The organism is Streptomyces sp. DSM 120436, assembly GCF_055778765.1.
The window spans coordinates 2,595,217-2,618,048 of the sequence record NZ_JBSKBS010000001.1 but is presented as its reverse complement, the minus strand read 5'-3'; the positions used below and the strand labels follow the sequence as shown (position 1 = coordinate 2,618,048).

24 protein-coding genes and 1 pseudogene are annotated in these 22,832 nt (G+C 72.9%); 17 read left to right on the top strand and 8 right to left on the bottom strand.

What is annotated here, in order from left to right; translation table 11 throughout:
- Positions 1-335 precede the first annotated feature (335 nt).
- Positions 336-1,145, top strand: a complete 810-nt coding sequence (locus tag ACWH4W_RS12150; RefSeq protein ID WP_473075762.1) for an IS5 family transposase — start codon at positions 336-338, stop codon at positions 1,143-1,145.
- Here the strand turns inward: ACWH4W_RS12150 and ACWH4W_RS12145 are convergent.
- Positions 1,084-1,596, bottom strand: a complete 513-nt coding sequence (locus ACWH4W_RS12145) for a hypothetical protein (protein ID WP_473075761.1) — start codon at positions 1,594-1,596, stop codon at positions 1,084-1,086. The genes ACWH4W_RS12150 and ACWH4W_RS12145 overlap by 62 nt on opposite strands.
- Before the next feature lie 774 nt (positions 1,597-2,370).
- On the opposite strand from ACWH4W_RS12145, the gene ACWH4W_RS12140 reads away from it, so the two are divergent.
- A complete protein-coding gene (locus tag ACWH4W_RS12140) occupies positions 2,371-3,036 on the top strand; it encodes a hypothetical protein (protein ID WP_473075760.1) in 666 nt (221 codons plus the stop codon).
- Positions 3,037-3,181: 145 nt separating this feature from the next.
- On the opposite strand, the gene ACWH4W_RS12135 is transcribed toward ACWH4W_RS12140, so the two are convergent.
- Positions 3,182-3,595, bottom strand: a complete 414-nt coding sequence (locus ACWH4W_RS12135) for an ATP-binding protein (RefSeq protein ID WP_473075759.1) — start codon at positions 3,593-3,595, stop codon at positions 3,182-3,184.
- 252 nt (positions 3,596-3,847) lie between these two features.
- On the opposite strand from ACWH4W_RS12135, the gene ACWH4W_RS12130 reads away from it, so the two are divergent.
- The 4 genes and pseudogenes from ACWH4W_RS12130 to ACWH4W_RS12115 all read left to right on the top strand — a co-directional run.
- The gene (locus ACWH4W_RS12130) at positions 3,848-4,696 is read left to right on the top strand and encodes a helix-turn-helix domain-containing protein (RefSeq protein ID WP_473075758.1); all 849 of its coding nucleotides are present in this window, start codon (positions 3,848-3,850) and stop codon (positions 4,694-4,696) included.
- Between the two features lie 9 nt (positions 4,697-4,705).
- The gene (locus tag ACWH4W_RS12125) at positions 4,706-4,897 is read left to right on the top strand and encodes a hypothetical protein (protein WP_401627071.1); all 192 of its coding nucleotides are present in this window, start codon (positions 4,706-4,708) and stop codon (positions 4,895-4,897) included.
- A gap of 275 nt (positions 4,898-5,172) precedes the next feature.
- Entirely contained in the window at positions 5,173-5,436 is a 264-nt protein-coding gene (locus ACWH4W_RS12120) for a CopG family transcriptional regulator (RefSeq protein WP_473075757.1), read from the top strand.
- Between the two features lie 27 nt (positions 5,437-5,463).
- Positions 5,464-5,574 (top strand): annotated as a pseudogene (locus ACWH4W_RS12115) (DNA-binding protein); the annotation flags it as partial.
- A 53-nt stretch (positions 5,575-5,627) separates the two neighbouring features.
- On the opposite strand, the gene ACWH4W_RS12110 reads toward ACWH4W_RS12115, so the two are convergent.
- Complete coding sequence (locus ACWH4W_RS12110; RefSeq protein WP_473075756.1) at positions 5,628-6,488, bottom strand: class I SAM-dependent methyltransferase; 861 nt, start codon at positions 6,486-6,488, stop codon at positions 5,628-5,630.
- A 383-nt stretch (positions 6,489-6,871) separates the two neighbouring features.
- On the opposite strand from ACWH4W_RS12110, the gene ACWH4W_RS12105 reads away from it, so the two are divergent.
- From ACWH4W_RS12105 to ACWH4W_RS12095, 3 genes are read left to right on the top strand one after another with little or no spacing between them, the layout of a single operon-like run.
- The gene (locus ACWH4W_RS12105; RefSeq protein ID WP_473075755.1) at positions 6,872-7,699 is read left to right on the top strand and encodes a CPBP family intramembrane glutamic endopeptidase; all 828 of its coding nucleotides are present in this window, start codon (positions 6,872-6,874) and stop codon (positions 7,697-7,699) included.
- Positions 7,696-8,853, top strand: a complete 1,158-nt coding sequence (locus ACWH4W_RS12100) for a sensor histidine kinase (protein WP_473075754.1) — start codon at positions 7,696-7,698, stop codon at positions 8,851-8,853. Before ACWH4W_RS12105 ends, ACWH4W_RS12100 begins: the two co-directional genes overlap by 4 nt.
- Positions 8,850-9,512, top strand: a complete 663-nt coding sequence (locus tag ACWH4W_RS12095) for a response regulator (RefSeq protein ID WP_473075753.1) — start codon at positions 8,850-8,852, stop codon at positions 9,510-9,512. Before ACWH4W_RS12100 ends, ACWH4W_RS12095 begins: the two co-directional genes overlap by 4 nt.
- A 44-nt stretch (positions 9,513-9,556) precedes the next feature.
- Here the strand turns inward: ACWH4W_RS12095 and ACWH4W_RS12090 are convergent, their stop codons facing one another.
- From ACWH4W_RS12090 to ACWH4W_RS12075, 4 genes are all read right to left on the bottom strand, one after another.
- Positions 9,557-10,222 carry a hypothetical protein gene (locus ACWH4W_RS12090; protein WP_473075752.1) on the bottom strand — a complete coding sequence of 222 codons (666 nt, stop codon included), beginning with the start codon at positions 10,220-10,222 and terminating at the stop codon, positions 9,557-9,559.
- On the bottom strand, positions 10,212-10,727 hold the full coding sequence (locus ACWH4W_RS12085) for a SigE family RNA polymerase sigma factor (RefSeq protein WP_473075751.1): 516 nt from the start codon (positions 10,725-10,727) through the stop codon (positions 10,212-10,214). Before ACWH4W_RS12085 ends, ACWH4W_RS12090 begins: the two co-directional genes overlap by 11 nt.
- Before the next feature lie 414 nt (positions 10,728-11,141).
- A complete protein-coding gene (gene ku, locus ACWH4W_RS12080; protein WP_473075750.1) occupies positions 11,142-12,152 on the bottom strand; it encodes a non-homologous end joining protein Ku in 1,011 nt (336 codons plus the stop codon).
- 159 nt (positions 12,153-12,311) lie between these two features.
- Entirely contained in the window at positions 12,312-13,115 is an 804-nt protein-coding gene (locus tag ACWH4W_RS12075) for an NERD domain-containing protein (RefSeq protein WP_473075749.1), read from the bottom strand.
- A gap of 118 nt (positions 13,116-13,233) precedes the next feature.
- On the opposite strand from ACWH4W_RS12075, the gene ACWH4W_RS12070 reads away from it, so the two are divergent.
- The 8 genes from ACWH4W_RS12070 (at position 13,234) to ACWH4W_RS12035 (ending at position 21,594) form a co-directional block, all read left to right on the top strand.
- The gene (locus ACWH4W_RS12070; protein WP_473075748.1) at positions 13,234-13,740 is read left to right on the top strand and encodes a protein-tyrosine phosphatase family protein; all 507 of its coding nucleotides are present in this window, start codon (positions 13,234-13,236) and stop codon (positions 13,738-13,740) included.
- Between the two features lie 149 nt (positions 13,741-13,889).
- Positions 13,890-14,396 (top strand): SH3 domain-containing protein, encoded by a 507-nt coding sequence (locus ACWH4W_RS12065; protein ID WP_473075747.1) that lies wholly within the window; start codon positions 13,890-13,892, stop codon positions 14,394-14,396.
- Positions 14,397-14,439: 43 nt separating this feature from the next.
- Positions 14,440-15,801, top strand: a complete 1,362-nt coding sequence (locus ACWH4W_RS12060; protein ID WP_473075746.1) for an FtsW/RodA/SpoVE family cell cycle protein — start codon at positions 14,440-14,442, stop codon at positions 15,799-15,801.
- Positions 15,798-17,258, top strand: a complete 1,461-nt coding sequence (locus ACWH4W_RS12055) for a penicillin-binding transpeptidase domain-containing protein (RefSeq protein ID WP_473075745.1) — start codon at positions 15,798-15,800, stop codon at positions 17,256-17,258. Before ACWH4W_RS12060 ends, ACWH4W_RS12055 begins: the two co-directional genes overlap by 4 nt.
- Positions 17,259-17,434: 176 nt before the next feature.
- Positions 17,435-18,373 carry an AurF N-oxygenase family protein gene (locus ACWH4W_RS12050; RefSeq protein WP_473075744.1) on the top strand — a complete coding sequence of 313 codons (939 nt, stop codon included), beginning with the start codon at positions 17,435-17,437 and terminating at the stop codon, positions 18,371-18,373.
- 110 nt (positions 18,374-18,483) lie between these two features.
- A complete protein-coding gene (locus ACWH4W_RS12045) occupies positions 18,484-19,137 on the top strand; it encodes a TetR/AcrR family transcriptional regulator (RefSeq protein ID WP_473075743.1) in 654 nt (217 codons plus the stop codon).
- A gap of 868 nt (positions 19,138-20,005) precedes the next feature.
- Positions 20,006-20,320, top strand: a complete 315-nt coding sequence (locus ACWH4W_RS12040) for a hypothetical protein (RefSeq protein WP_473075742.1) — start codon at positions 20,006-20,008, stop codon at positions 20,318-20,320.
- 104 nt (positions 20,321-20,424) lie between these two features.
- Positions 20,425-21,594, top strand: a complete 1,170-nt coding sequence (locus tag ACWH4W_RS12035) for a C40 family peptidase (RefSeq protein WP_473075741.1) — start codon at positions 20,425-20,427, stop codon at positions 21,592-21,594.
- Here ACWH4W_RS12035 and ACWH4W_RS12030 read toward each other — a convergent pair.
- Positions 21,558-22,820, bottom strand: coding sequence for a styrene monooxygenase/indole monooxygenase family protein (locus ACWH4W_RS12030; protein WP_473075740.1), 1,263 nt, complete (start codon positions 22,818-22,820; stop codon positions 21,558-21,560). The two genes, ACWH4W_RS12035 and ACWH4W_RS12030, sit on opposite strands and share 37 nt — an antisense overlap.
- Positions 22,821-22,832: the final 12 nt, after the last annotated feature.

The window sequence follows — 22,832 nt, the reverse complement described above, 5'->3', positions numbered from 1 at the left end:
CACCGCAATTGCCTTCGCTCAAGACTTGAGCAGGTCCCAAGCGGCCGCTCGCCGGTGTACGCCTCACTGGCCGTTCTCTATCCGTTCGTGTGCTCGGTCTGGTTCGAACGGGATACTGGATCGAGTGAGTTGGCTGACGTCAGGGCATGAAGAGAAGGGCCTCTTGGTAGCTCGCGGTTGTCGAGTCCAGCGAGAAACAAGAGGCCCTGTTGTCGAAGTGTCGCGTGGTCGTGGTTGCCGGGTCCAGTCCGTCCACTCCTGAGTGTGACTGTCTCGCCCATCGGTTCGGGAACGCGGCCGACCGGCCGGAGCGCCGGCCTCGGTATGGCTCGGACATGAGCGATGCCGAGTGGGCCCTGGTGCGGGACCTGCTGCCGGTTCCGGGTTGGCTGGCCGGCCGGGGCGGACGGCCGGAGGGCTACTGCCACCGGCAGATGATCGATGCGGTGCGCTACCTCGTCGACAACGGCATCAAGTGGCGAGCGATGCCCGCCGACTTCCCGCCCTGGCCACGGGTGTATGCCTTCTTCGCCCGCTGGCGCGATGCGGGCCTGACGGCCGAACTGCACGACCGGCTGCGCGAGGCCATCCGCCGGGCCGAGGGCCGCAGCCCGGAGCCGAGCGCGGCCGTCGTGGACTCGCAGTCGGTGAAGGCGGACGCCACGGTCGCTCTCACTTCACGGGGATACGACGCGGGGAAAAAGATCAACGGGCGCAAGCGCCACCGGCTCACCGACACCCTCGGCCTGCTGCTGGCCGTGCTGGTCACGCCGGCCTCCACGACCGACCGGGACGCGGCCCGCATCGTGCTTCCGACAGCAAAGAAGCACTTCCGGCGGCTGGCGCGGGTCTGGGCCGACGGCGGTTACACCGGCCACCTCACCGACTGGACCGCGGCGCATCTCGGAGTTGTCCTCGACATCGTCCGCCGCAGCGACAACGTCCAAGGTTTCCAGGTCCTGCCCCGCCGCTGGGTCGTCGAGAGATCCTTCGCCTGGCTCTTGCGCAGCCGGCGCCTGGTCCGTGACTACGAGCGACGCCCTGACACCAGCGAGAGCGTCGTCCTGTGGTCGATGACCATGCTCATGAGCCGCCGCCTGGCCGCCCAGCGCCGGCAGTGTCCTGCTCCGGTGCGGGCAGCATGAACCTGCCCGGTTTCTCCTCGACCAGCCAGCCCCGTTCCACCAGCCGTTTCAGCCGGGCCCGCGCTCCCTCGACACGGGAGGCGGAGGCGCTGTCCCAGCCCAGCACCACCGCGGCCCGCCGGGCACCGAGCCCATCGGCTCCCGCCTCCCCGGCGGCGGCCATCAACGCCTGGTAGTCCACCGACAACACCTCGGGGCCGGCTGCGCCCTGGCGGTGAGGCACCGCCCGGCGCGGACCCACCGGCTTCCTCTGCGACACGACGGCCACGGCGGGTGCCTTCTCCTCGGCCAGCGCCTCCAGATACTGCTCCAGGCCGATCACCCGGCGCCGGAGCACCTCTTCCGCCTCGGTCAGAGCCGCACGCACTCGCTCCAGCTCCGCTTCGAGATCCTCCACCCGCACCGCCGCGGCCTTCTGCCGCGCTTCCAACACCGCCCGCATCGACGGCATCCGTCACCCCCACGACGTCTCGGTCAGCAACGGACCCAGACTTCCGTGCCAGCCGCTATCTCATGCCGGACCAGCGGAAACCGCACACGAAGTTCGGAAAGAGAACGACCTCTCAGCGCCCCCATTCGGCAGCGGACTACGTCACCTGGCCGCCCGTGAACTCCTCGCGCTGGACCCCGGTCTCACCGCCTCGCATGCGTGCCTTATGGCGCCATCTTCATGCCCTGGAGCGACACGGAATCTGCTTGCACGCCTCCACCCCGGCAGACTGGGTGGAGGCCCAGACGGCCCCTTGAAGCCCGGCCATGGTCCTTGGCCGCCGACCACCTTCGGTAAGGCGGCGGCCGGGATGCGGAGGGCGGTGGACGGTGTCCAGCTACGGTCACCATTCGCGCCATGCGGGTCCGGGACGCACCCGATACGGACGTGGGCTCTACCTCACAGCGTCTTTCACCGTCCGTGGACTACCTGTGGACGGATCGCGCTCCAGCGGCCGATCATCAACCCGTGACCTGCGTAAACGTAGGAGCATGAAGCGCCCTCCGGAGCCGTGTGCACAGGTCAACTCCTGCCGGGGGCACCCAGCATGGGGCACCCAAAGCCCCCGTCACCATCGAAAACGCTGAGAACGAGGTCTTCGCGTGTGTGCAGGCGTATGCCGCTAGGAGCGGCCGTACGTCGGAGCTGCCCAGGTGGGACGGACAGGCCGCAGTCCTCGGAGTGGTCCACCGGTCAGGACCCTGGCGTGTCAGATGCGTGCGCTTGGATGGGCGGGTGACCGTTCATGACGTTGCTCGACACCTGCCCGAGATAGCCGTCCTACGTGAGCACTGCCGCTCCATGGCCGTCCTGGAGGCAGTCCTGAGCCCTGAGTGGGAGAGCCGTCGCCACTCCTTCGACGACCACTGGTCCGAGACGGAGTCGATGGCCTCGATGCGGAGCGGGTCGGGCGACGAGTACTCGATCGTTTTCTCGGCCGCCGGCGCCTACGTGCGAGGGTTCGACCACGAGTCGCCCATGAGCCCTTATGCAGAAGACGGGCCATGGCCCGGCGTGCTCGACGAGGTTCCTGAGGTCTTCCGGCCCTATGTCGAGGAGCCGGCGTTCTCCGACGAGGACGGGATGCCTGTTGTCACCGCCTGCACGTGGCGAGAGACGGTCGACGACCGCTGGAAGACGGGAACGATCGATTTCCCCGATACGGCAACAGAAGATCCGGACGGTGCCGGATACCTCTTCCAACTGCTGGTGGATCGCACCCCGGAGGCGTTCCAGCGATGGGCCGAGGACTACTACGAGGTCCCGGTCGACCTGGAGGCCGTCCGTCACGTCTTCTCCTCCCGCCCGCTGACCGAAGAGGTGGTCCGCGCGCTGAACTCGGAAATCGTCATGGCGGATCTCTCTGAGGACATCGCGGAGATCGGCTATCCAACGAGCTGAGACGCAGAGCACAAAGACGCCGCGGACGGGATGCCAGGGGTCTCTACACGCTCGACAACTCCGGTTCCGCTGAGTTGGGGCGGTCGGCCTGACAGTGGGGTGAGGGATGTGCTGTCAGGCCGGCCCTGCCGACCGGTTCGCCAGGTCAGCCGTCTTGGCGGTAAGCGAGGCCGGCGACCACGGAGGTGCCCCGTGTGGGGCGGGGGCGGACGGTCCAGGCGGTGGCGAGGTGGTCGACCAGGAGGAGGCCCCGGCCGTTCTCCGAGTCCGCGCTCGGGTGGGCCAGTTCCGGCTTGCCGATGCCCGGGTCGGAGACGGCGAGCCAGTAGTGTCCTTCGGCGGGCCACAGGACGAGTTCGATCAGCTCCTCGTCCTCCCCGCGCGCTCCGTGGCGGATGGCGTTGGTGACCAGTTCGGAGGTCAGCAGTCCGAGGTCGTCACCGAGGCGCGGGCGGAGGGCGCGCGGCAGGGATTCGGTCACCGCGTGGCGAGCCCGCCGTACGGAGGCGGGGTGGGCGGGGAGATGCCAGTGGATGGGCACCAGGGGGATTTCGGGCATGACGAACTCCAGTGCTGTGTGAGGGGTTTGAGTCCGCCGGTGGCCTACCGCCCTGGTCGCGGGCATACCCGCCCCAGGGCAGGTGGGCATGCTCGCGCGGTGCACTTCCGGCATTGCGGTGTGTAGCGTTCGCTGCACTGACAGTAGAGCAGCCAGTGGTAAATTTTCCACGCACTCAGGAGAATTCACCACGGAGGGTGCGGCGGGCTCCAGGAGCCGCCGAGCGACCTCTACGGGATGGAAGGAACGCCGATGCCGCCGAGGACGACCCCCACGGAGCGACAGAAGCGACTGGGGAGTGAGCTGCGGCGCATTCGTACCGCGTCAGGGATGTCGGCGGAGTTCGCGGCCGGCCTACTGGGCGTGGACCGAGGCAAAATCTCCAACATCGAGTCCGGAGTCCGGGGCATCAGCGCTGACCGTCTGCGCACGTTGGCCTGCAACTGCGATGTGACCGATGAGAAGTACATCGAGGCGCTCGTCGAGATGACTCAGGCGAGTACGGGGTGGTGGGAGCGCTACCGAGGCATCCTGCCCCAAGGCTTGCTGGACATCGCGGAGATCGAGAGCCACGCCGTGCGCATGCGCGGCGCCAACACTGTGCATGTGCCTGGGGTGCTCCAGACCTCGGAGCAGGCGATGGCCATCTTCCGGGCCGCGGTTCCTCCCCTGCCCGAACACGAGGTTGCTCTGCGCCTCGCGCTGCGCGCCGAACGCCAGCAGGTGATCACCGGTGACAAGGCAGTTCCCTACGTCGCGGTCATCCACGAAGCCGCCCTTCGGATGCAGTTCGGCGGTCCCACCGTGGCCCGTGCCCAGTTGGAGTACTTGCTGGAGGTCTCCGAACGGGACAACGTCACCGTGCTCGTCCTCCCCTTCACCCACGGTGCGTTCCCTGGGGCTGGGCAGACGGTCGTCCACATCGAAGGGCCCGTACCGCAGCTCGATACGGTGCAGGTGGACAGCTCTCACGGGCCCACCTTCCTGCACGCCGAGGGCCAGTTGGCGAAATACCGGGCGCAACTCGATCTGTTGGAAAGTCTGGCTCTGCCGCCAGAGCGGTCCAGGGACTTCGTCCGTGACATCGCACGCCAACTATGAGGAGGACCCATGCCCGACATCACCTGGGAGGACCCGTTCTGCGCCGAGGGCAGCTCCTGCTTCCGCCTCGGTACCGATGCCGACGGCAACGGGTACATAGCTGTCGCCGGTCAGGAGGAGAACCCTCTCACCGACTCCCTCGAAGCCCTGCGCACCCTCATCACCGACATCAAGGCCGGGAAGGCCGACCACCTGCTGTAGGGACGCATGCCGCGTTACGTGGCCGAGTTAAGCGAGCGTCCGCGTGTTCGGCCGCCTCGGCCGGTTTCCCGGCCCAGGCGGCGGAACTTTTCGGTCGCCGCGATGACGAATCATGCACCCGGTGGACGGGGATCATGCGGGGTGTTCCTCCGCCCACCGGTGGCGCCCGACGCCTTGCTTCTCTACCTCACCGCCATCAATCCTTGTCGCGCCCGCTCCGCGCACCCGTACACTCGCGCACCCCTCATGGTGGCGTACGGAGGAACATGAAGAGCATGAGTGAGCCCGCCCAGAAGTACTCGATCACGATGCCCCGGGACATCGCCGAGGCCGCTCGTGCGCGCAGCGGCACCTCCGGACTGTCGTCCTACGTCGCCGCGGCCGTCGCCCGCCAGATCGAGCGGGACAACCTCGACGACCTCATCCAGGCCGCCGAGGCGGACCACGGCGCCATCACCGAGGATGAGGTGCAGGCCCTGCGGGACCAGTTCCAGCAGGCGCGCAAGCAGCAGAGCCAGGGCGGGGTGGACGTGGCGTGACACTCCCCCGCCACCCTCGGCGGCGCCCTGACCCTCGGCAGTGAAAGGCCGGCCAAAGCCGTTCCGCGTGACCGCGCGGTGACCGGCTGGCTCGCTCTAGCACGCGCCGATCACCTGTGCGTGATCACATCGGTCGCCCCTCGGATGTGGAGATCCGGGAGCGAGCGTGCGCCTGGCCCGGTCGGGTCCCGTCACACCGTCCGCGCGGCCCCCGGCCGTCCGCCCGTCACCAGCCAGCACCGCGACCTTAGCCGCACCCCCTCCTCCGTCGCGTACGCCGCGAACGCCTCCGTCGCCGCCTCGCGGGCGCGCTCCACCGCCTCAGCCGGGGTGTCACGCAGCCAGTGGCGCATCGGGCCCCACGCGAAGAGGAAGGCCGACGCGTCGGACGGGTCCGTGCCCCATACCTGCTCGGTGTCCAGAGAGGTCACCTCGATCCCGTCGAAGCCCGCCGCCGACAGGACCGCCCGCGTGCGGGTCGGGTCCGCGAAGGAGGCCGGGCCCGCTTCCGACGCCGCCGTCAGGTCCGGCAGCGGCGCGTGGTGCGCCACCGCCTCGAACACCCTCGCCTGGTCCTGGCGGTCGAAGGACTGGAGGCAGACGAAGGCCAGGCGGCCGCCCGGCCGCAGAGCCCCGGCGATGTTCGTGAACGCCGCCACCGGGTCCGCGAAGAACATCACACCGAAGCGGCTCAACGCCACGTCGAAGGACGCCGGTTCGAAAGGGTGAACCTGGGCGTCGGCCTGGACGTGGGTGACGTGGGGGAGGCCTTCGGCTTCGGCGGTCGCTCGGGCGCGTTCCAGCATGGGGGCGGCCAGGTCGATGCCGACGGCGTGCCGGGCGCGGCGGGCGGCCAGTCGCGTGAGGCGGCCGTTGCCGCAGCCGATGTCCAGGACGGTGTCCGTGCCGTGGAGGGCCGCCGCGTCCAGCAGCGGGGCGTTCACGGGGTCGTTCAGGGCGTCATAGCGGGCCTGGTGGTCGGCCCAGTGCCGGCCCTCGTAGCCGTTCCAGGCCTCGTATTGGTGCGTGTTCGCGATGGGGGTGTCCGCCATGGGGTCATCCTGCCCTGTCAGGAGCCCCGTTTGGAGGGTGCGTCGCCGCGTCCGTGTCCGCGTTCGGTGGGGCCGTGGGGCGATCAGCACCGCGTTCATGTCCGCGGGCTCGCCTCCGGGGTCGTGAAGGGGTGGCGCTGAGCGCCGTGACGGGGTGGCGTTGAGGGGACGCGTCGTCCTGAGGCGCCCCGCCGCCATGAGGGGACCCCGCGCGCGACGTCCCGCCGCCACGGGGGACACCGCGCCCCGTGTCCCCCGTAGGAGCTACGCGAGGGTGTCCACTCGCTGGTGACGCTTCCCGCGGCGCGGATCCGTAGCGTCAGGGGTGTCGGAGCGGCGGTCCTCTCACCGCCGCGTTCCCCCCTTTCGCCGAGGAGCAAGTCGTGCGTGTCGTCTGGCAGTTGCTGGCCGTGGTGGTGGTGTCCATGGTCGCGGGACAGAGTGTGGCCGCGGTCCAGGACAATCCGTGGGCCACCCTCGGCGTAGGCCTGGTGGCGTCGGTGCTGGCCGTGTACGTCTACGCCTGGGTGGTGGGGCGCACCGAGCGGCGGACGGTCACGGAGGTGGCCCGGAAGGGCGCGGTCGGGGCGGTCGGCCGGGGGGTGCTGATCGGGACGCTGATGTTCGTGTCCGTGGTGGCGAACATCGCGTTCATGGGGCACTACGAGGTGGAGGGCTGGGGGTCGTACACCGGCGCCGTGGGGCTGGCCGGGTTCATGGCGGGCGCCTCCGTCACGGAGGAGCTGCTGTTCCGCGGGGTATTGTTCAGGACCATGGAGGGGCGGTTCGGTACGTGGGGGGCGCTGGTTCCGACCAGTGTGCTGTTCGGCGCGTGGCATCTGGCGAACCCCGACGCGAGCCTGTGGGGCGCCGCCGTCATCGCGCTGTCGGCGGGGCCGATGCTGGGGGCCGCGTACGTCGCCAGCCGTAACCTCTGGATGCCGATCGGCGTGCACTTCGGGTGGAACTTCGCCGCGTCCGGTCTCTTCAGCACCGAGGTCTCCGGCAACGACACCCAGCAGGGTCTGCTGGACGCCTCCACGTCCGGGCCGACCCTGATCAGCGGGGGCGAGTTCGGCCCCGAGGCCAGCCTGTACACGCTGGCGGCCGGGCTGCTGCTGACCGTCGGCTTCCTGTTGCTGGCCCGCCGGCGCGGTCACCTGACGCCCCGCCGCTCGAAGCGGGCCGACGCGGCCGTGCTCTCCCGGTGATCCGTCCGCGCGGGCTGCGGCAGGTCTGGGACCGGACGCACGTCACGGTCCGGGACCTGCCGTTCGCCGTGCTGCTGTGCGCCCTGGCGTTCGTGCCGAGCCTGCGCGGCAGCGGCACCGACATCGGCGCGGTCGCGGAGCGTCCGTACGACGCGGTGGCCGCCGTGGCGATCGGGGCGCAGTCCCTCGCGCTCGCCCTGCGGCGGCAGTGGCCGGTCCTCTGCCTGGCCCTGGTGGCGGCCGGTTTCGTCCTCGACCAGTTGCGCGGGTACCACTCGGTCGCGGGGACGGCGCTTCCCCTCGCGCTGCTGAGCGCCGGCGCCCATCTGGAGCGGTACCGGCGCACCACGGTCGCCGTGCTCTCCCTGGCGTACGTGCTGTTCGTCGCCGAGCTGCTGCGGCGCGGGGCGGGCGAGCCGCCGGCCGAGTTCGTGTCGTTCTACGTGGCGCTGTGCCTGCTGTGGGGCGGCGGGGCGTGGCTGCGCTCCACCCGGATCGCCGAGGCGGAGCGGCGCCACCAGGTGGCGGAGCGGACCCGGGCGGCCGAACGGGCCCGGATCGCGCGGGAGCTGCACGACGTGGTGACCCACCACGTGACCGCGATGGTGGTGCAGGCGGAGGCGGCGCGGTATCTGACCGCCGCGCCCGAGCGGCTCGACGAGACGCTGACCGCGGTCAGCGACACCGGGCGGCGGGCCGTCGCCGACCTGCGGCACCTGCTCGACCTGCTGAACCCGGACCACGGCGAGGGCTCCCGGACCCCGCCGGTGGGCCGGCTGCTGACGCTGGTGGAGCAGACGCGGCGGGCCGGGCAGCCGGTGGAGTTCACCGAGGAGGGGACCCCGGCGGCGTCGACCGGGAGCGCGGACCTGGTGGCGTACCGGGTGGTGCAGGAGTCCCTCACCAACGCGCTCAAGTACGCTCACGGGCGACCTACTTCGGTTCTGGTGCGGCACAGCGGGAGGGACATCACGGTGGAGGTCGGCACGGACGGTCCCGGAGCGGGGGCCGTGGCCTCGCCGGGCGGCAGCGGGCGGGGGCTGGCCGGTCTGCGTGAGCGGGTGGACGTCCTGGGCGGCGCGTTCGAGGCGGGGCCGCGTCCCGACGGGGGGTTCGCCGTGCGGGCGCGGATACCCACCGGCAGCCCGTCGTGAGCGGCGCCCCGATCAGGGTGCTGGTCTGCGACGACCAGACGCTGGTGCGCACCGGGCTGGTGACGATCATCGGCGCGCAGCCCGACATGGAGGTGGCGGGCGAGTGCGCGGACGGGCGCGCCGCCGTCGACCTGGCCGCGCGGGTGCGGCCGGACGTCGTGGTGATGGACGTGCGGATGCCGGTGCTGGACGGCATCGAGGCCACCCGGCTGCTGGCCGGCTCCGGGGTCCGTGATCCCGTGAAGGTGCTCGTGGTGACGACGTTCAACCTCGACGAGTACGTCTACGAGGCGCTGCGCGCCGGGGCGAGCGGGTTCCTGCTGAAGGACGCGCCGCCGGACCGGCTGCTGCTCGGCATCCGGACGGTGGCCTCGGGCGCGGCGCTGCTCGACCCGGACGTGACCCGGCAGCTCGTGGGCCGGTACGCCTCCCGGATCCGGCCCGTCGAGGGCGGCGACCGGGGGGTCCCGCTGACCCCGCGCGAGCTGGAGGTGCTGCGGCTGATCGCGGACGGGTTGTCCAACAGCGAGATCGCGGCGGCGCTGGTGATCAGCCAGGAGACGGTCAAGACGTTCGTGTCCCGCATCCTGTCCAAGCTCCAGCTGCGGGACCGGGTGCAGGCGGTCGTCTACGCGTACCGGCGCGGACTGGTCGACTGACCTGTTCGGGAAAGGCGTTCAGCTGGCCTGCCCGGGAAAGGCGTTCAGCGCGGGGCGGGTGTCGTCGCGAGTTCGATCTGGTCGCCGTCGCGCAGCCGGTCGTGCAGCCACTCGGCGTCCCGCGCGCTCAGGCCCACCCAGCCCGTGGTGCCCGCGAGGGCGCGCAGCACCCTGGCGTCGAAGGAGAGGGCGCCCGCGTAGAGGTGTGCGCCGCCGGGGGCGCGCAGCTCCACCAGGTGGGGCACCCTCACCTCGCGGACCTCCGTCCTGGTCCGCAGCGGCAGCACCGCGCCGGAGCTCCGGGCGACGACCGTGAGCCGGGCGCCGGGCGGGAGGCGGCCGGCGGCGCGCAGGTCGACCCGCAGCACGCGGTCGCCGAGGGTGAGGGTGCGCAGGCTCGGGTCGAGCCGGCCGGACGGGCGGGGTGCGCGGGTCGGGGTGAAGGTGGTGGAGGGCCGGGCGGGGGTGGGCGAGGCGGCCGGGGGCGCGCCGGGGCGGTGCCGCTCTCCGGTGGGGTGGCCGGTGTGCGGGGCGAGGGTCGCGACCGTGACCGCGCAGGCGGCCGTGGCCGCGGTGCCGAGCGCGAGGGCCGTCCTGCGGCGGCGCGAGCGGCGCCGGGCGCGGTCCCGGACCTCCGCGGCGGCCAGGGGCGGCGCGGCCTCGTGCCGGGCGGCCAGCTCACGCAGGGCCGCGGACAGGTCATCCGACACGGCCGCCCCCCTCCCAGGCCGGCTCCTCGGCCTCGTCCACCGCCAGGTGTCTGGCCAGCGCCGCCCGTCCGCGGGACAGGCGTGCCTTGACCGTGCCGACCGGTGCGCCGGTCTCGGAGGCTACCTGCTCGACACTGAGGTCGCACAGATGGTGGAGCACGACCGCCATCCGCTGGGACTCCGGGAGTTGGCGCAGGGCGGCGACCAGGGCGGTGCGGTCGGGGTCCGGTCCGGGCGTCACCTCGGGCGGCGGGGAGTGCCGTACCAGTTCCAGCCAGCGCTTCGCGCGACGCCAGCGGCTCACCGCGAGGCGCATGGCGACGGTGCGCACCCATGCCTCCGGCGCCTCGTCGGCCGCGAGCCGGTGGCGCCGGTCCCATGCGCGCACGAACGCCTCCTGCACCACGTCCTGGGCTTCGCCGAGGTCCCCGGTGAAGGCGAACAGCCGGCCGGTCAGACGGGGGAAGGCGGCCGCGTAGAAAGCGTCGAACTCGTTCTCGTCCATGCCCTCCACCGCAGTCTCGGATCACCCTCCGGTCCGTCCGGCCAGTCGTGCCGGCCGGTCCGGCGGGTCGCGTATGCCGGAACGCGCCCCCAGGGGAAGACGCCGGAACCGGCCGCCGGGATCAGTCGGACCGCCGTGCCGGTCGGGGGCGGAGCCCGGTGGGGCGGCCGCGCGGGACGTGAGGTGCGGGTGCGTTCCGCGGGGCGGGCAAGGCCGCTTGCTCGGGCTTCGTGGCGTTTCCACAGTGCCACTACGTCTCGGTAACTCTTCCCCAGCATCGGCGTCTTGGTGAATGTGTTCCGCGTCACCTGACTGATGGACCGGGAGGAAACGGGCACCGCTGGTGGTGGCTCACGGCCCGCCCGCGAGCCGTACAGAGCAAGGGACGGCCGCGGATCACGGAGAGGGGCGGGGTCAGGCCGGGCGTTTGCGGGAGGCCGTCTTCTTGGCGGGCGTCCTCTTCGCCGGGGTCTTCTTCGCCGTCGCCTTCTTCTCGCTCCGGCTCGTCCCGGACGTCTTCGACGCCGACGTGCGCGGTGAGGACGTCGTCCCCTCCGCCGTCGAGGTCGACTTCTTGCCGCCCGTCTCCTTCGGGGACGAGCGGGGCGTCTTACGCTGCGGCAGGTGCTCGGCGCCGGTGTCCTCGCCGCGGGACTCGCGGACCGCGCGGACGCTGTTCTCCAGGGCCGTCATCAGGTCCAGGACCGTGCCGCCGCCGGGCTCCGGGGCCGGCGCCTCCCGCGGGGTCTCGCCGGCCGCCTTGGCGACGACGACCTCCTCCACCGCCGCGCGGTACTCGTCCTCCAGGTCCTCCAGGTCCACCTCGCCGAGCGCGTCCATCAGCGCGTCCGCGAGATCCAGCTCCTTGTCCCGGACGGTGACGGCGGCGGTCGGCGCGGCCCCCTCGGGGGCCCGGACCTCGTCCGGCCACAGCAGGCCGTGCATGGCGATCGCGTCGCCCACCACCCGCAGCATGCCGAGGCGCTCCCGGCCCCGCAGGGCGTACTTGGCGATGGCCACCTTCCTGCTCCGCTTCAGCGCCTCCCGCAGCAGCGCGTACGGTTTCGCCGCGGACGTCCCGCCCGCCTGGAGGTAGTACGCGGCGTCCATCTGGAGCGGGTCGATGCGGTCCTCCGGCACGAAGGCGACGATCTCGATCGTCCTGGCGGTGGGGATCGGCAGCCCGGCCAGGTCCTCGTCGGTGATCGGGGTGATCATGCCGTCCGCGTCCTCGTAGCCCCTGCCGATCTCCTTGCCGCTGACCTCGCGGTCCTCGATCTCGCAGAACTTCCGGTACTGGATCCTGCCGCCGTCCTCGATGTGGATCTGGCGGAAGGGGATCGAATGGTTCTCGGTGGCGTTCACCAGCTTGATCGGGATCCTGACCAGCCCGAACGAGACCGCGCCGTTCCAGATGGACCTCACGTGCAGCACCTCTCCGGTCGTCCGCCGATCAGCGTCGGAGCGTTTGTCATAGTTTGCACTAGATTCTCATCGTATGACTCCCGTCACCGAGAGGCGGAGGGGCGGCGCCCGTCGGCACCCCGTCCGGGACGGAACGAGAACGGTCTCCGTCCCGGACGCTCACAGCCCCGCCCACGTCCTCCGGTCCCGTGCCGTCGCGTACAGCGCCTCCACGTCCGCCGGCTTCAGCACGCCTCCCCCGCGCGCCAGCCCCGGCACGTCCGCGTCCGTCAGGATCCGCACCCCGCGCGGCGCGGCGGTGACCGTCACCCGGCGGGCGCCGGCCAGGACCAGCACCGGCCGCACCTCGGCGGTCAGGGCGTGGGCGGCCCGGTCGGCGTCGGCGCGCACCCGGTGCAGCACGGGCTCGGGCGGGCGCCGACCGATGCGCACCCGGGGCTCCGCGACGGTCACCCGCTGCCGGTGGGCGGAGCGGGCGTGGAGGGCGTACAGGCCGCCCGGGCCGATCAGCAGGTGGTGGACGTCGTGGCCGCCGGGGAGCGGCAGCGAGTGCAGGGCGCGCCAGCCCGCGCCGTCCATCGCGTCGAGGGCCGCGCCCACCGCCTGCTGGGCGGCCAGTTCCCCGCGGCGCGGGTCCGGGCGCAGCCGGCGGGCCGGGCCGGGGTTCCGGTCGAGGTCGACGAGCAGGGCCTCGCCGGGACGGTTCGGGGCGAGGTCGTCGTCGGGAGGGAGGGAGAGCCGGGTGAGGTCGGCGGGGGTGGGGACCGGGGGCGGTCCGACGGAGACCGGGCCGGTGAGGTAGGGGCCCAGGGCGGCGAGCGCCTCCTCCTCGTGCTCGGCGTCGAGGAGGTGCACACGGGCCGCCTCGTGGTCGTACCAGGCGAGGGTCCTGCCGTCCGGGAGACGGACGTGGAGGAAGTCCCTGCCGTGCCGGCGGGCCGGCACGACGCGTGGTCCGTCCATGCGCCCTCACCCCGTCTCCCCCCGCCTTCACACGTCTCCATGGGAACAGGCGGGGTGCTGCGGGGCAAGAAGCCGGTTACCGTGGACAGGAGTTGGCCGGTGAGGGTGGGAGGCGCCGTTGCGTACCCGCGAGAGTCGACCCGACGTACCGGCTCCGGACAGCCCGTGGGACGAGATCGTGCCCGGCCTGTGGATGGGCGGGCACCAGGTCCGCGGGCCCGCGGGCCGGGTGGAGCAGGTGGTGGTGCGCCGGCAGTTCGACCTGGTGCAGACCCTGCTGCGGCTGCCGGAGCACGGCCCCGACCCCGGGGTCGAGCACCACGTGTGGCCCATCCCGGACGGCCCGCTGGACGGCACCCAGCTCGCGGGGGTGATCCGGCTGGCCGAGGCGGCGTGCGAGGCCCTGGACGCGGGCCGCACGGTGCTGGTGCGCTGCTTCCACGGCTACAACCGCTCCGGTCTGGTGGTCGCGCACGCGCTGATGCGCCGGGGCCGTCCGGCCGAGGCGGCGATCCGGCTGATCCGGTCCCGCCGCTCCTCCTGGGCGCTGCACAACGACCTGTTCGTCGACTACCTGCGGACGGGGCTCGCCACCGCGCGGATGCTGGAGGAACTGGCGGAGTGACCGGGGGCGGCCGCCGGGCCGCGGCGGGTGACCCGGAGGGCGGAGCGCCGTCCCCGATGGCGCAGCAGGGCGGGCGGGCGTCCGGGGGGCGCTCCTAATGTGGCGACGAGTCACCTTCGACCCGTCGTCTCCCCCCTGGAGGTACCGCCATGCCCCTGCGTCCCCCGCGTCTCCCGCTCACCCGTCGTCTGCCCATGGCGCTCGCCGCCGGGGCCCTCGCGGTCGCGACCGCCGTCACCCCCGCCCTCGCCGCCGACGACCCCGGCCAGAGCGGCCAGAGCAGTCAGGGCGACTGGAGCCAGCAGGGCGGCAACGGCACCGGGAACAACAGCGGCGCCGGCAACAGCGGCGGCTCCCACCAGCAGGGCGGCAACGGCCAGCAGGGCGGGGGCGGCCAGGCCGGCGGCGACCACGGCGACCAGGGCGAGTACCGCGGCGTCGTGACCACGCAGAAGCTGGCCCTGCGCAGCGCCCCGAACCGCGGCTCCAAGGTCATCCGGTACGCCCACAAGGGCGACGTCGTCTCGATCCACTGCAAGGTGCCGGGCGACAAGGTCGACGGCAACCCGCTCTGGTACCTCCTCACGGACGGCACCTGGGCCTGGGCCCCGGCCCGGTACATCGACAACATCGGTCCCGCGCCACGCTGGTGCTGATGAGCGCACCACGCGAAGCGCCACATGTGGGTAAGTTCCGGACATGAGCAAGGCCGGTACGACCCTGGCGACGGCGGATCCGCCCGCGCCCGCCGCCCGCCCCACCGGACGCCGCGGCGTGGAGCTCGCCCTCATCGTCCTGGCCGTCGGACTGTCGGTGTACGGCTACTGCGCCGTCGGCCTCGCCAGGAACGGCACCGTCCCGCCCGGCGCCGCCGGTTACGGCGCCGGGCTCGGTGTGCTCGCCCTGCTGGCCCATCTGGCGGTGCGCTGGCGGGCGCCGCTCGCCGACCCGCTGCCGCTGCCGATCGGGGTGCTGCTCAACGGGCTGGGCCTGGTGCTGATCTACCGGCTCGACCTGGAGACGCCCGGCGACCGGGCCGCCCCCGCCCAGCTCGTCTGGTCGACGCTCGGGGTGGCGCTGTTCATCGCGGTGGTCCTGGTGCTGCGCGACCACCGGACGCTCCAGCGCTACGCCTACCTCTGCGTCACCGTCGCGCTGGTCCTGCTGACCGTGCCGATCCTCTTCCCCGCGGTGAACGGCGCCCGCATCTGGATCCGGGTGGCCGGGTTCTCCATCCAGCCCGGCGAGTTCGCGAAGGTGCTGCTGGCGGTGTTCTTCGCCGCGTACCTCGCCGCGAACCGGAGCGCCCTGACCTACGCGGGCCGCCGTGTCTGGGGCGTGCAGCTCCCCACCGGGCGGGTGCTCGGCCCGATCCTCGCCGTGTGGCTGGTCAGCGTGGGCGTGCTGGTCCTGGAGCGGGACCTCGGCACCTCGCTGCTGTTCTTCGGCCTGTTCGTGGTGCTGCTGTACGTCGCCACCGGCCGCACCGGCTGGATCGCGGTGGGCCTGCTGCTGGCCTCGCTGGGCGCGGTCGCGGTGGGCCGGCTGGAGCCGCACGTGCACCACCGGATCGAGACCTGGCTGCACCCGTTCGCCTCCATCGAGGCGGGCGAGGGCCCCAACCAGATCGCCCAGTCGCTGTTCGCCTTCGCGGAGGGCGGGATCCTGGGCTCCGGGCTCGGGCTCGGGCACTCGGTGCTGATCGGCTTCGCCGTGAAGTCCGACTTCATCCTGGCGACGGCCGGCGAGGAGCTGGGGCTGGCCGGACTCTCCGCGGTCTTCCTGCTGTACGGGCTGCTGGTGGAGCGCGGCTACCGGGCCGGGCTCGCCCTGCGCGACCCGTTCGGGCGGCTGCTCGCCGTGGGGCTCGCCTCGCTGGTGGCGCTGCAGGTGTTCGTGATCGCGGGCGGGGTGACCGGGCTGATCCCGCTGACCGGGATGGCCATGCCCTTCCTGGCGCAGGGCGGCTCCTCGGTGGTGACCAACTGGGCGATCGTGGCGCTGCTGGTCCGGCTCGGCGACAGCGCGCGGCGGCAGGCCGCCCCGGGTGCCCTCCGGTGACCCGGCACATCCGGCACGCGGCGCTGTTCTGCGCGCTGCTGCTGGTCGCACTGCTGGTCAACGCGGCCCGGGTGCAGGTGCTGCACGCCGAGGAGTACGAGGCCAACCCGGCCAACCGCCGGGCCGCGATCGTGCGGTACCAGCAGCCGCGCGGCGACATCCTGGTCGGCGGTCACCCGGTCACCGGGTCCCGGGACACCGGGGAGCACCTGCGTTACGAACGGACGTACGAGAACGGGCCGTTGTACGCCCCGGTGACCGGGTTCGCCTCGCAGGAGTACGGCACGACGCTGCTCGAGAACACGGAGGACGCGGTGCTGTCGGGGGCCGCCCCGGTGCTGGCGCCGCTGCCGCTGTGGAACGAGTTCACCCGGTCCCGCAGCGCGGGCGGCGACGTGCTGACCACGATCGACCCGCGGGCGCAGCGGGCGGCGTACGAGGGCCTGCGCGGGCGGAAGGGCGCGGTGGCGGCGGTGGAGCCGTCGACCGGGCGGATCCTGGCGCTGGTGTCGATGCCGTCGTACGACCCGGAGCCGCTGTCGGGGAACGGCGGGACGGCCAGGGAGGCGTGGGCGCGGCTGAACGCCGATCCGGACCGGCCGATGCTGAACCGGGCGGTGCAGCGCACCTATCCCCCGGGCTCGACGTTCAAGGTGGTCACCGCGGCGGCGGCGCTGGACGCGGGCACGGTGAAGGGCCTGGACGAGCCGACCCGCTCCCCCGACCCGTATCTGCTGCCGGGGACGACGACCCGGCTGGTCAACGGGGCCGGGGACTGCGCGGACGCCACGCTGCGGGACGCGTTCGTGCGGTCCTGCAACACGGTGTTCGCCCAGCTCGGGGTCGCCACGGGGGTGGCGCGGATGCGGGAGACGGCGGAGCTCTTCGGCTTCAACGACCCGGACCGGCGCGTGCCGTTCCGGGTGGCGCCCAGCACCTTCGACACCACGGTGGACGCGGCGCAGCTCGCGCTGTCGTCGATCGGGCAGTACAACACGCGGGCCACGCCGCTGCAGATGGCGATGGTCGCGGCGGCCGTGGCGAGCGGCGGGCAGGTGCGCGAGCCGTACCTGGTGGAGCGGACCACGCGGGCGGGCGGCGGCACGGTGTCCGCGGCGGGGTCGCGCCCGGTGCGGCGGGCGATGCACCCGGCGACGGCGCTGCGGATGCGGGAGCTGATGCGCGGGGTGGTGGAGGACGGCACCGGCGGGAAGGCGGCGGTCCCCGGCGCGGTGGTCGGCGGGAAGACCGGCACCGCGCAGCACGGGCTGGGCAACTCGGGCACGCCGTACGCCTGGTTCATCTCCTGGGCGCAGCGGGAGGACGAGATGGAGCCGAAGGTGGCGGTGGCCGTGGTGGTGGAGGACGCCGGGGGCAGTCGGCGGGAGATCAGTGGCGGCGGCACGGCGGCTCCGGTCGCGCGGGCGGTGATGGAGGCGGTGCTGAGGCCCGGGTGATCCCTGCGGTGCGGCTCCCTGCGGTGCGTCACCGGTCCGCCCGGCCCGTATGCGCCGGACGGACCGGGCGGTCCGGCCGGCGACATGTCGTGCGCGGGGGATTGACGGGCTTGCTGACAGGCAGTCTCATAAAGGTGACCTGTCGGTAACCCGAGACGCCCCGAGGTGGAACCGTCATGACGACCCTGTCGGAGACCGACGCGCTCGACGGCCTGCGGGACGCGCTCGGGCAGCTCAAGGACCGCGAGTCGGTGGCCCGCCGGCTGCTGGAGTCCTCCGCGAAGCACTCCTTCGACCCGGACGAGGAGCTGGACTGGGAGGCGCCCTTCGAGGACGGCAAGTGGTTCTGGCCGCCGGAGCTGGTGTCGCTGTACGGCACCCCGCTGTGGCGGCGGATGAGCGAGGAGCAGCGTCTGCTGCTCTCCCGCCACGAGGCCGCCGCGCTCGCCTCCCTCGGCATCTGGTTCGAGCTGATCCTGATGCAGCTGCTGGTCCGCCACATCTACGACAAGTCCGCGACCAGCGCGCACGTGCGGTACGCCCTCACCGAGATCGAGGACGAGTGCCGCCACTCGAAGATGTTCGCCCGCGTGATCGCGCGCAGCGGCACCCCCTGGTACCCGGTGGGCCGCGTCCACCAGGCCCTGGGCCGCGTGTTCAAGACGGTCTCCACCACACCCGGCTCGTTCACCGCGACCCTCCTCGGCGAGGAGGTCCTCGACTGGATGCAGCGGCTGACCTTCCCCGACGAGCGGGTGCAGCCGCTGATCCGGGGCGTCACCCGGATCCACGTGATCGAGGAGGCGCGGCACGTCCGGTACGCCCGCGAGGAGCTGCGGCGCCAGATGATGACCGCGCCGCGCTGGTCCCAGGAGTTCACCCGGGTCTCCTCGGGCGAGTTCGCCCGGGTGTTCTCGGTGGCCTTCGTGAACCCGGAGGTCTACACGAACGTCGGCCTGGACCGGCGCGAGGCCGTCGCCCAGGTGCGGGCGAGCGCGCACCGGCGCGAGGTGATGCAGCAGGGCGCGAAGAAGCTCACGGACTTCCTCGACGACATCGGCGTGCTGCGCGGCCCGGGCCGCCGGCTCTGGCGCTCCTCGGGGCTGCTCGCCTGACCGGGCGCCCGGCCGGAGCCGCGCCCCGCGGGCTCCGGGGGCCGGGATCCGGTACGGGGACCGGCGGGCGGGCGCGGCGCACGCCCACCACAGCCGGTTACGCTGCGGACATGACCTCGCAGGCCTCCACCCCCGCCTACCGGCGCCTCAGTGTCGAGGAGCGCCGCAGCCAGCTCCTGGAGGCCGCGCTGTCCCTGTTCGCCCACCGGGCGCCGGAGGAGGTGTCGCTGGACGACGTGGCGGAGGCGGCCGGCGTGTCGCGGCCCCTGGTCTACCGGTACTTCCCCGGCGGCAAGCAGCAGCTCTACGAGGCGGCCCTGAAGTCCGCCGCCGACGAGCTGCGGGACTGCTTCGACGAGCCGCGGACGGGCCCGCTGCTCACCCGGCTGACCCGGGCCGTGGACCGCTACCTCGCCTTCGTCGGCCGCCACGACGCCGGCTTCAGCGCCCTGCTCCAGGGCGGCAGCGTGGTGGAGACCTCCCGGACGACCGCGATCGTGGACGGGGTGCGGCGGGCCGCCGCCGAGCACATCCTCCGCCACCTCGACGTCGCCGATCCCGGTCCCCGGCTGCGGATGACCATCCGGATGTGGATCACCGCCGTGGAGGCCGCCTCGCTGATCTGGCTCGACGAGGACAAGCAGCCGCCGCCGGAGGAGCTGCGGGACTGGCTCGTGGAGCAGTTCGTGGCGGTGCTGACGGTCACCGCGCGGCGGGACGCGCAGAGCGACGCGGTGGTGCGGGCGCTGGCCGCGGAGCTGTGACCCGCGCGACGGGACGCGCAGAGCGACGCGCGGGTGCGGGCGCTGGCCGCGGAGCTGTGACCCACGCGACGGGACGCGCAGAGCGACGCACTGGTGCGGACACCAGCCACGAAGCCGCGACCCGCGCGACAGGACACGCAGAGCGACGCACTGGTGCGGACACCAGCCACGAAGCCGCGACCCGCGCGACAGGACACGCAGAGCGACGCACTGGTGCGGACACCAGCCACGAAGCCGCGACCCGCGCGACAGGACACGCAGAGCGACGCACTGGTGCGGACACCAGCCACGAAGCCGCGACCCGCGCGACAGGACACGCAGAGCGACGCACTGGTGCGGACACCAGCCACGAAGCCGCGACCCGCGCGACAGGACACGCAGAGCGACGCACTGGTGCGGACACCAGCCACGAAGCCGCGACCCGCGCGACAGGACACGCAGAGCGACGCACTGGTGCGGACACCAGCCACGAAGCCGCGACCCGCGCGACAGGACACGCAGAGCGACGCACTGGTGCGGACACCAGCCACGAAGCCGCGACCCGCGCGACAGGACACGCAGAGCGACGCACTGGTGCGGACACCAGCCACGAAGCCGCGACCCGCGCGACAGGACACGCAGAGCGACGCACTGGTGCGGACACCAGCCACGAAGCCGCGACCCGCGCGACAGGACACGCAGAGCGACGCACTGGTGCGGACACCAGCCACGAAGCCGCGACCCGCGCGACAGGACACGCAGAGCGACGCACTGGTGCGGACACCAGCCACGAAGCCGCGACCCGCGCGACAGGACACGCAGAGCGACGCACTGGTGCGGACACCAGCCACGAAGCCGCGACCCGCGGCCGATGGCCGAGACTGGTGGGGTGAAGAGCGAAGACACCCCGTTCGAGGGCGGCCCCATGGACGGGCGCGTCCTGCCCGTGCTGCTCGGCATCACCGGGCACCCGCCCAAGACGTACCGCATCCCCGTGCCCGCCCCGGACGGGGGCCCGCCCACCGTGCTGGTGTACCGGCGGGTGCCCCGCGGGAACAGCCGGCTCACCGGCCTGACCGCCCGCTGGAAGTACCTCTACGACCCCGCCGGCCGGGCCGGGGACGGACCGCGCTGGCCGTGGTCGAGGCCGCGGCCGCATCCGGACGCCACGCCGCAGGGCAAGCCGGACGACGCCGAAGGGTGACCCCGTTGCGCCGAACCGCGCACACTCGGCGAGCGGACCGCGCACGCCTCCCCTGATGCTCGCGGTGCGGAGCGGACGAGCCGCCCCGCGTCGGAGGTGATGGCGTGTCAGGAATGCTTCTGCGTCTGGTGTGTACGGCGGCGCTGGCGGCCGGGACCGTTCTCGCACCCGTGCCCGCGGCGGCCGCCCCGGAGCCGGGCGGCGGCGCCACGGCGTCCGGCGACCGCTCCGTCGCCGCGCTGCTGACGGACCTTCAGACCCGGTACCGCGAGGCCGAGAAGGCCACCGAACGCTACAACGCCACCGAGGAGGCGCTGGACGAGCAGCGCGCCGAGACCGAGCGGCTGGAACGCGCGCTCGCCCGCACCCGGCTCTCCCTGCACGACAGCCGGGGCGCCGCCGGACGGCTCGCCCGGCAGCAGTACCAGAGCCTGAGCGGCCTCTCCCCCTACGTGCGTCTGCTGCTGGCCCGCGACCCGCAGCGCGCGCTGGAGCAGGGGCACGTGATCGGGCGGCTCGCGCGGGAACGGGCGCGGACGGTGGGCCGGCTGACCGGTGACGCGCGGCGGGCGGGCGAGCTGGCGCGGCGGGCGCGCGAGGCGCTGGACGAGCGGATCGCGCTCACCGAGCGGCGCGAGAAGGAACGCGACCAGGTGGTCGAACGGCTGCGGGACGTGGAGGAGTTGCTGGCCTCGCTGACCGCCGGTCAGCTCGCGGAGCTGGCCGAGCTGGAGCGGAGCCGGGTCGCCGGGGCGCAGCGGGAGCTGGTGGCGTCCGGCGCGCTGAACGGCGCCCACGCCCCGTCCGCGGCCGGTGAGCGGGCCGTGCGGTACGCGGTGGAGCAGCTCGGCAAGCCGTACGAGTGGGGCGCGGAGGGCCCGGAGGCCTACGACTGCTCGGGGCTCACCTCCGAGGCGTGGCGCGCGGCGGGCGCGGAGGTCCCCCGGACCAGCCAGGAGCAGTGGGCGCGGCTGGAGCGGATCGAGCTGGTGGACCTGCGCCCCGGCGACCTCGTCGTGTACTTCGACGACGCCACGCACGTCGCCCTCTACCTGGGCGACGGCAAGGTGGTGCAGGCGCCCCGGCCCGGCGCGCGGATCAAGGTGTCGCCGGTCGCGGCCAACCCGGTGCTGGGCGCGGTGCGGCCCGACCCCGGCGGGGAGCCCCTGGAGCACTACGTGCCGCCGGAGCTCCCCGAGGGGGCGACGGACGGGTCCGACGAGGGGTACGACGCCGCCTACGCGCCGGCCGCGGCGGAGACCTCGGCCAGGTAGGCGTCGCTCTTCTCCGGCTCGTAGAAGAAGTTCTCGAAGTCCGCCGGGTCGTCGAAGCCGTTGGCGAAGCGGTCGGCGACCGGCTGGAGCTCGCCTGCGGCGCCGATCAGGTTGAGGACGTGCTCCGGCGGCGGGGCCAGCATGGCGTTCGTCCACTTGGTGACGTGCCGGGCGGTGTCCCAGTAGCGGTCGAAGGTCCGCCGCATCCACGCCTCGTCGAAGGGCTTCTCGCCCTGCTCGAGGATGGAGGCGAGGTAGGAGGCGGCGCACTTGGAGGCGGAGTTGGCGCCCTGGCCGGTGATCGGGTCGTTGGCGACGACGACGTCGGCGACGCCCAGCACCAGGCCTCCGGAGGGCAGCCGGCCGACGGGGTGGCGGACGGTCGGGGCGTAGCGGCCGGCCAGGGTGGCGCCGGCGTCGGTCAGCTCGACCCTGGTGGCGCGGGCGTGCTCCCAGGGCAGGAACCTCTCCATCAGCTCCAGGGTCAGGGAGAGGTGCTCGGCCGGGTCCCTGACGTCCTTGAAGGCGTCGAGCGGGCCGCCGGGGACGCCCTCCCAGAACAGGATGTCGGCGCGGCCGGAGACGGTGTACGTCGGCATGACGAACATCTCGCCGACGCCGGGGACCAGGTTGCAGCGGACCGCCTCGGTGTCCGGGTGCTCCGGGCGCGGGCCGAGACCGTGCACGTAGGCGACGGCGAGGGCGCGCTGCGGCGTGCTGTACGGGGAGCGCCCGGGGTCGCGGGCGAACATCCGCACCAGCTCGCCCTTGCCGGCCGCGACGAGCACCAGGTCGTAGACGCGGGAGAGGTAGTCCAGGTCGCCGACGGCGGCGCCGTGGATGACGAGCTGTCCGCCGCGCTGGGCGAAGGTCTCCATCCAGCCGGCCATCTTCACCCGCTGGTCCACCGACTGCGCGAACCCGTCGAGGCGGCCCAGCCAGTCGACCGCCCGCCGCGCGGGGCCCGGGTCGAAGGAGCCGGGGGCGGCGACCGAGACGCCGAGGCCCTGGATCCTCGGGGCCCGCGACTCCCAGAAGTTCAGCCCGAGGTCGCGCTCGTGCCGCAGGGCGGTGTGGAACATGCACTGCGTCGACATGACCCGTCCGGTGCGGATCTCGTCCGCCGTCCGGTTGGACATGAGGGTGACCTCGTACCCGTGCGACTGGAGTCCCAGGGCGAGCTGGAGGCCGGACTGGCCGGCTCCGACGACGAGTATCTTCCGCATGCGGGGGACGCT

Coding starts and splice junctions, on each gene's coding strand:
- ACWH4W_RS12150 (WP_473075762.1), top strand. CDS start 336: ATGAGCGATGCCGAGTGGGCCCTGGTGCGGGACCTGCTGCCGGTTCCG.
- ACWH4W_RS12145 (WP_473075761.1), bottom strand. CDS start 1,596: ATGCCGTCGATGCGGGCGGTGTTGGAAGCGCGGCAGAAGGCCGCGGCG.
- ACWH4W_RS12135 (WP_473075759.1), bottom strand. CDS start 3,595: ATGCCCGAAATCCCCCTGGTGCCCATCCACTGGCATCTCCCCGCCCAC.
- ACWH4W_RS12130 (WP_473075758.1), top strand. CDS start 3,848: ATGCCGCCGAGGACGACCCCCACGGAGCGACAGAAGCGACTGGGGAGT.
- ACWH4W_RS12125 (WP_401627071.1), top strand. CDS start 4,706: ATGCCCGACATCACCTGGGAGGACCCGTTCTGCGCCGAGGGCAGCTCC.
- ACWH4W_RS12120 (WP_473075757.1), top strand. CDS start 5,173: ATGAGTGAGCCCGCCCAGAAGTACTCGATCACGATGCCCCGGGACATC.
- ACWH4W_RS12110 (WP_473075756.1), bottom strand. CDS start 6,488: ATGGCGGACACCCCCATCGCGAACACGCACCAATACGAGGCCTGGAAC.
- ACWH4W_RS12085 (WP_473075751.1), bottom strand. CDS start 10,727: ATGGACGAGAACGAGTTCGACGCTTTCTACGCGGCCGCCTTCCCCCGT.
- ACWH4W_RS12075 (WP_473075749.1), bottom strand. CDS start 13,115: ATGGACGGACCACGCGTCGTGCCGGCCCGCCGGCACGGCAGGGACTTC.
- ACWH4W_RS12065 (WP_473075747.1), top strand. CDS start 13,890: ATGCCCCTGCGTCCCCCGCGTCTCCCGCTCACCCGTCGTCTGCCCATG.
- ACWH4W_RS12060 (WP_473075746.1), top strand. CDS start 14,440: ATGAGCAAGGCCGGTACGACCCTGGCGACGGCGGATCCGCCCGCGCCC.
- ACWH4W_RS12050 (WP_473075744.1), top strand. CDS start 17,435: ATGACGACCCTGTCGGAGACCGACGCGCTCGACGGCCTGCGGGACGCG.
- ACWH4W_RS12045 (WP_473075743.1), top strand. CDS start 18,484: ATGACCTCGCAGGCCTCCACCCCCGCCTACCGGCGCCTCAGTGTCGAG.
- ACWH4W_RS12030 (WP_473075740.1), bottom strand. CDS start 22,820: ATGCGGAAGATACTCGTCGTCGGAGCCGGCCAGTCCGGCCTCCAGCTC.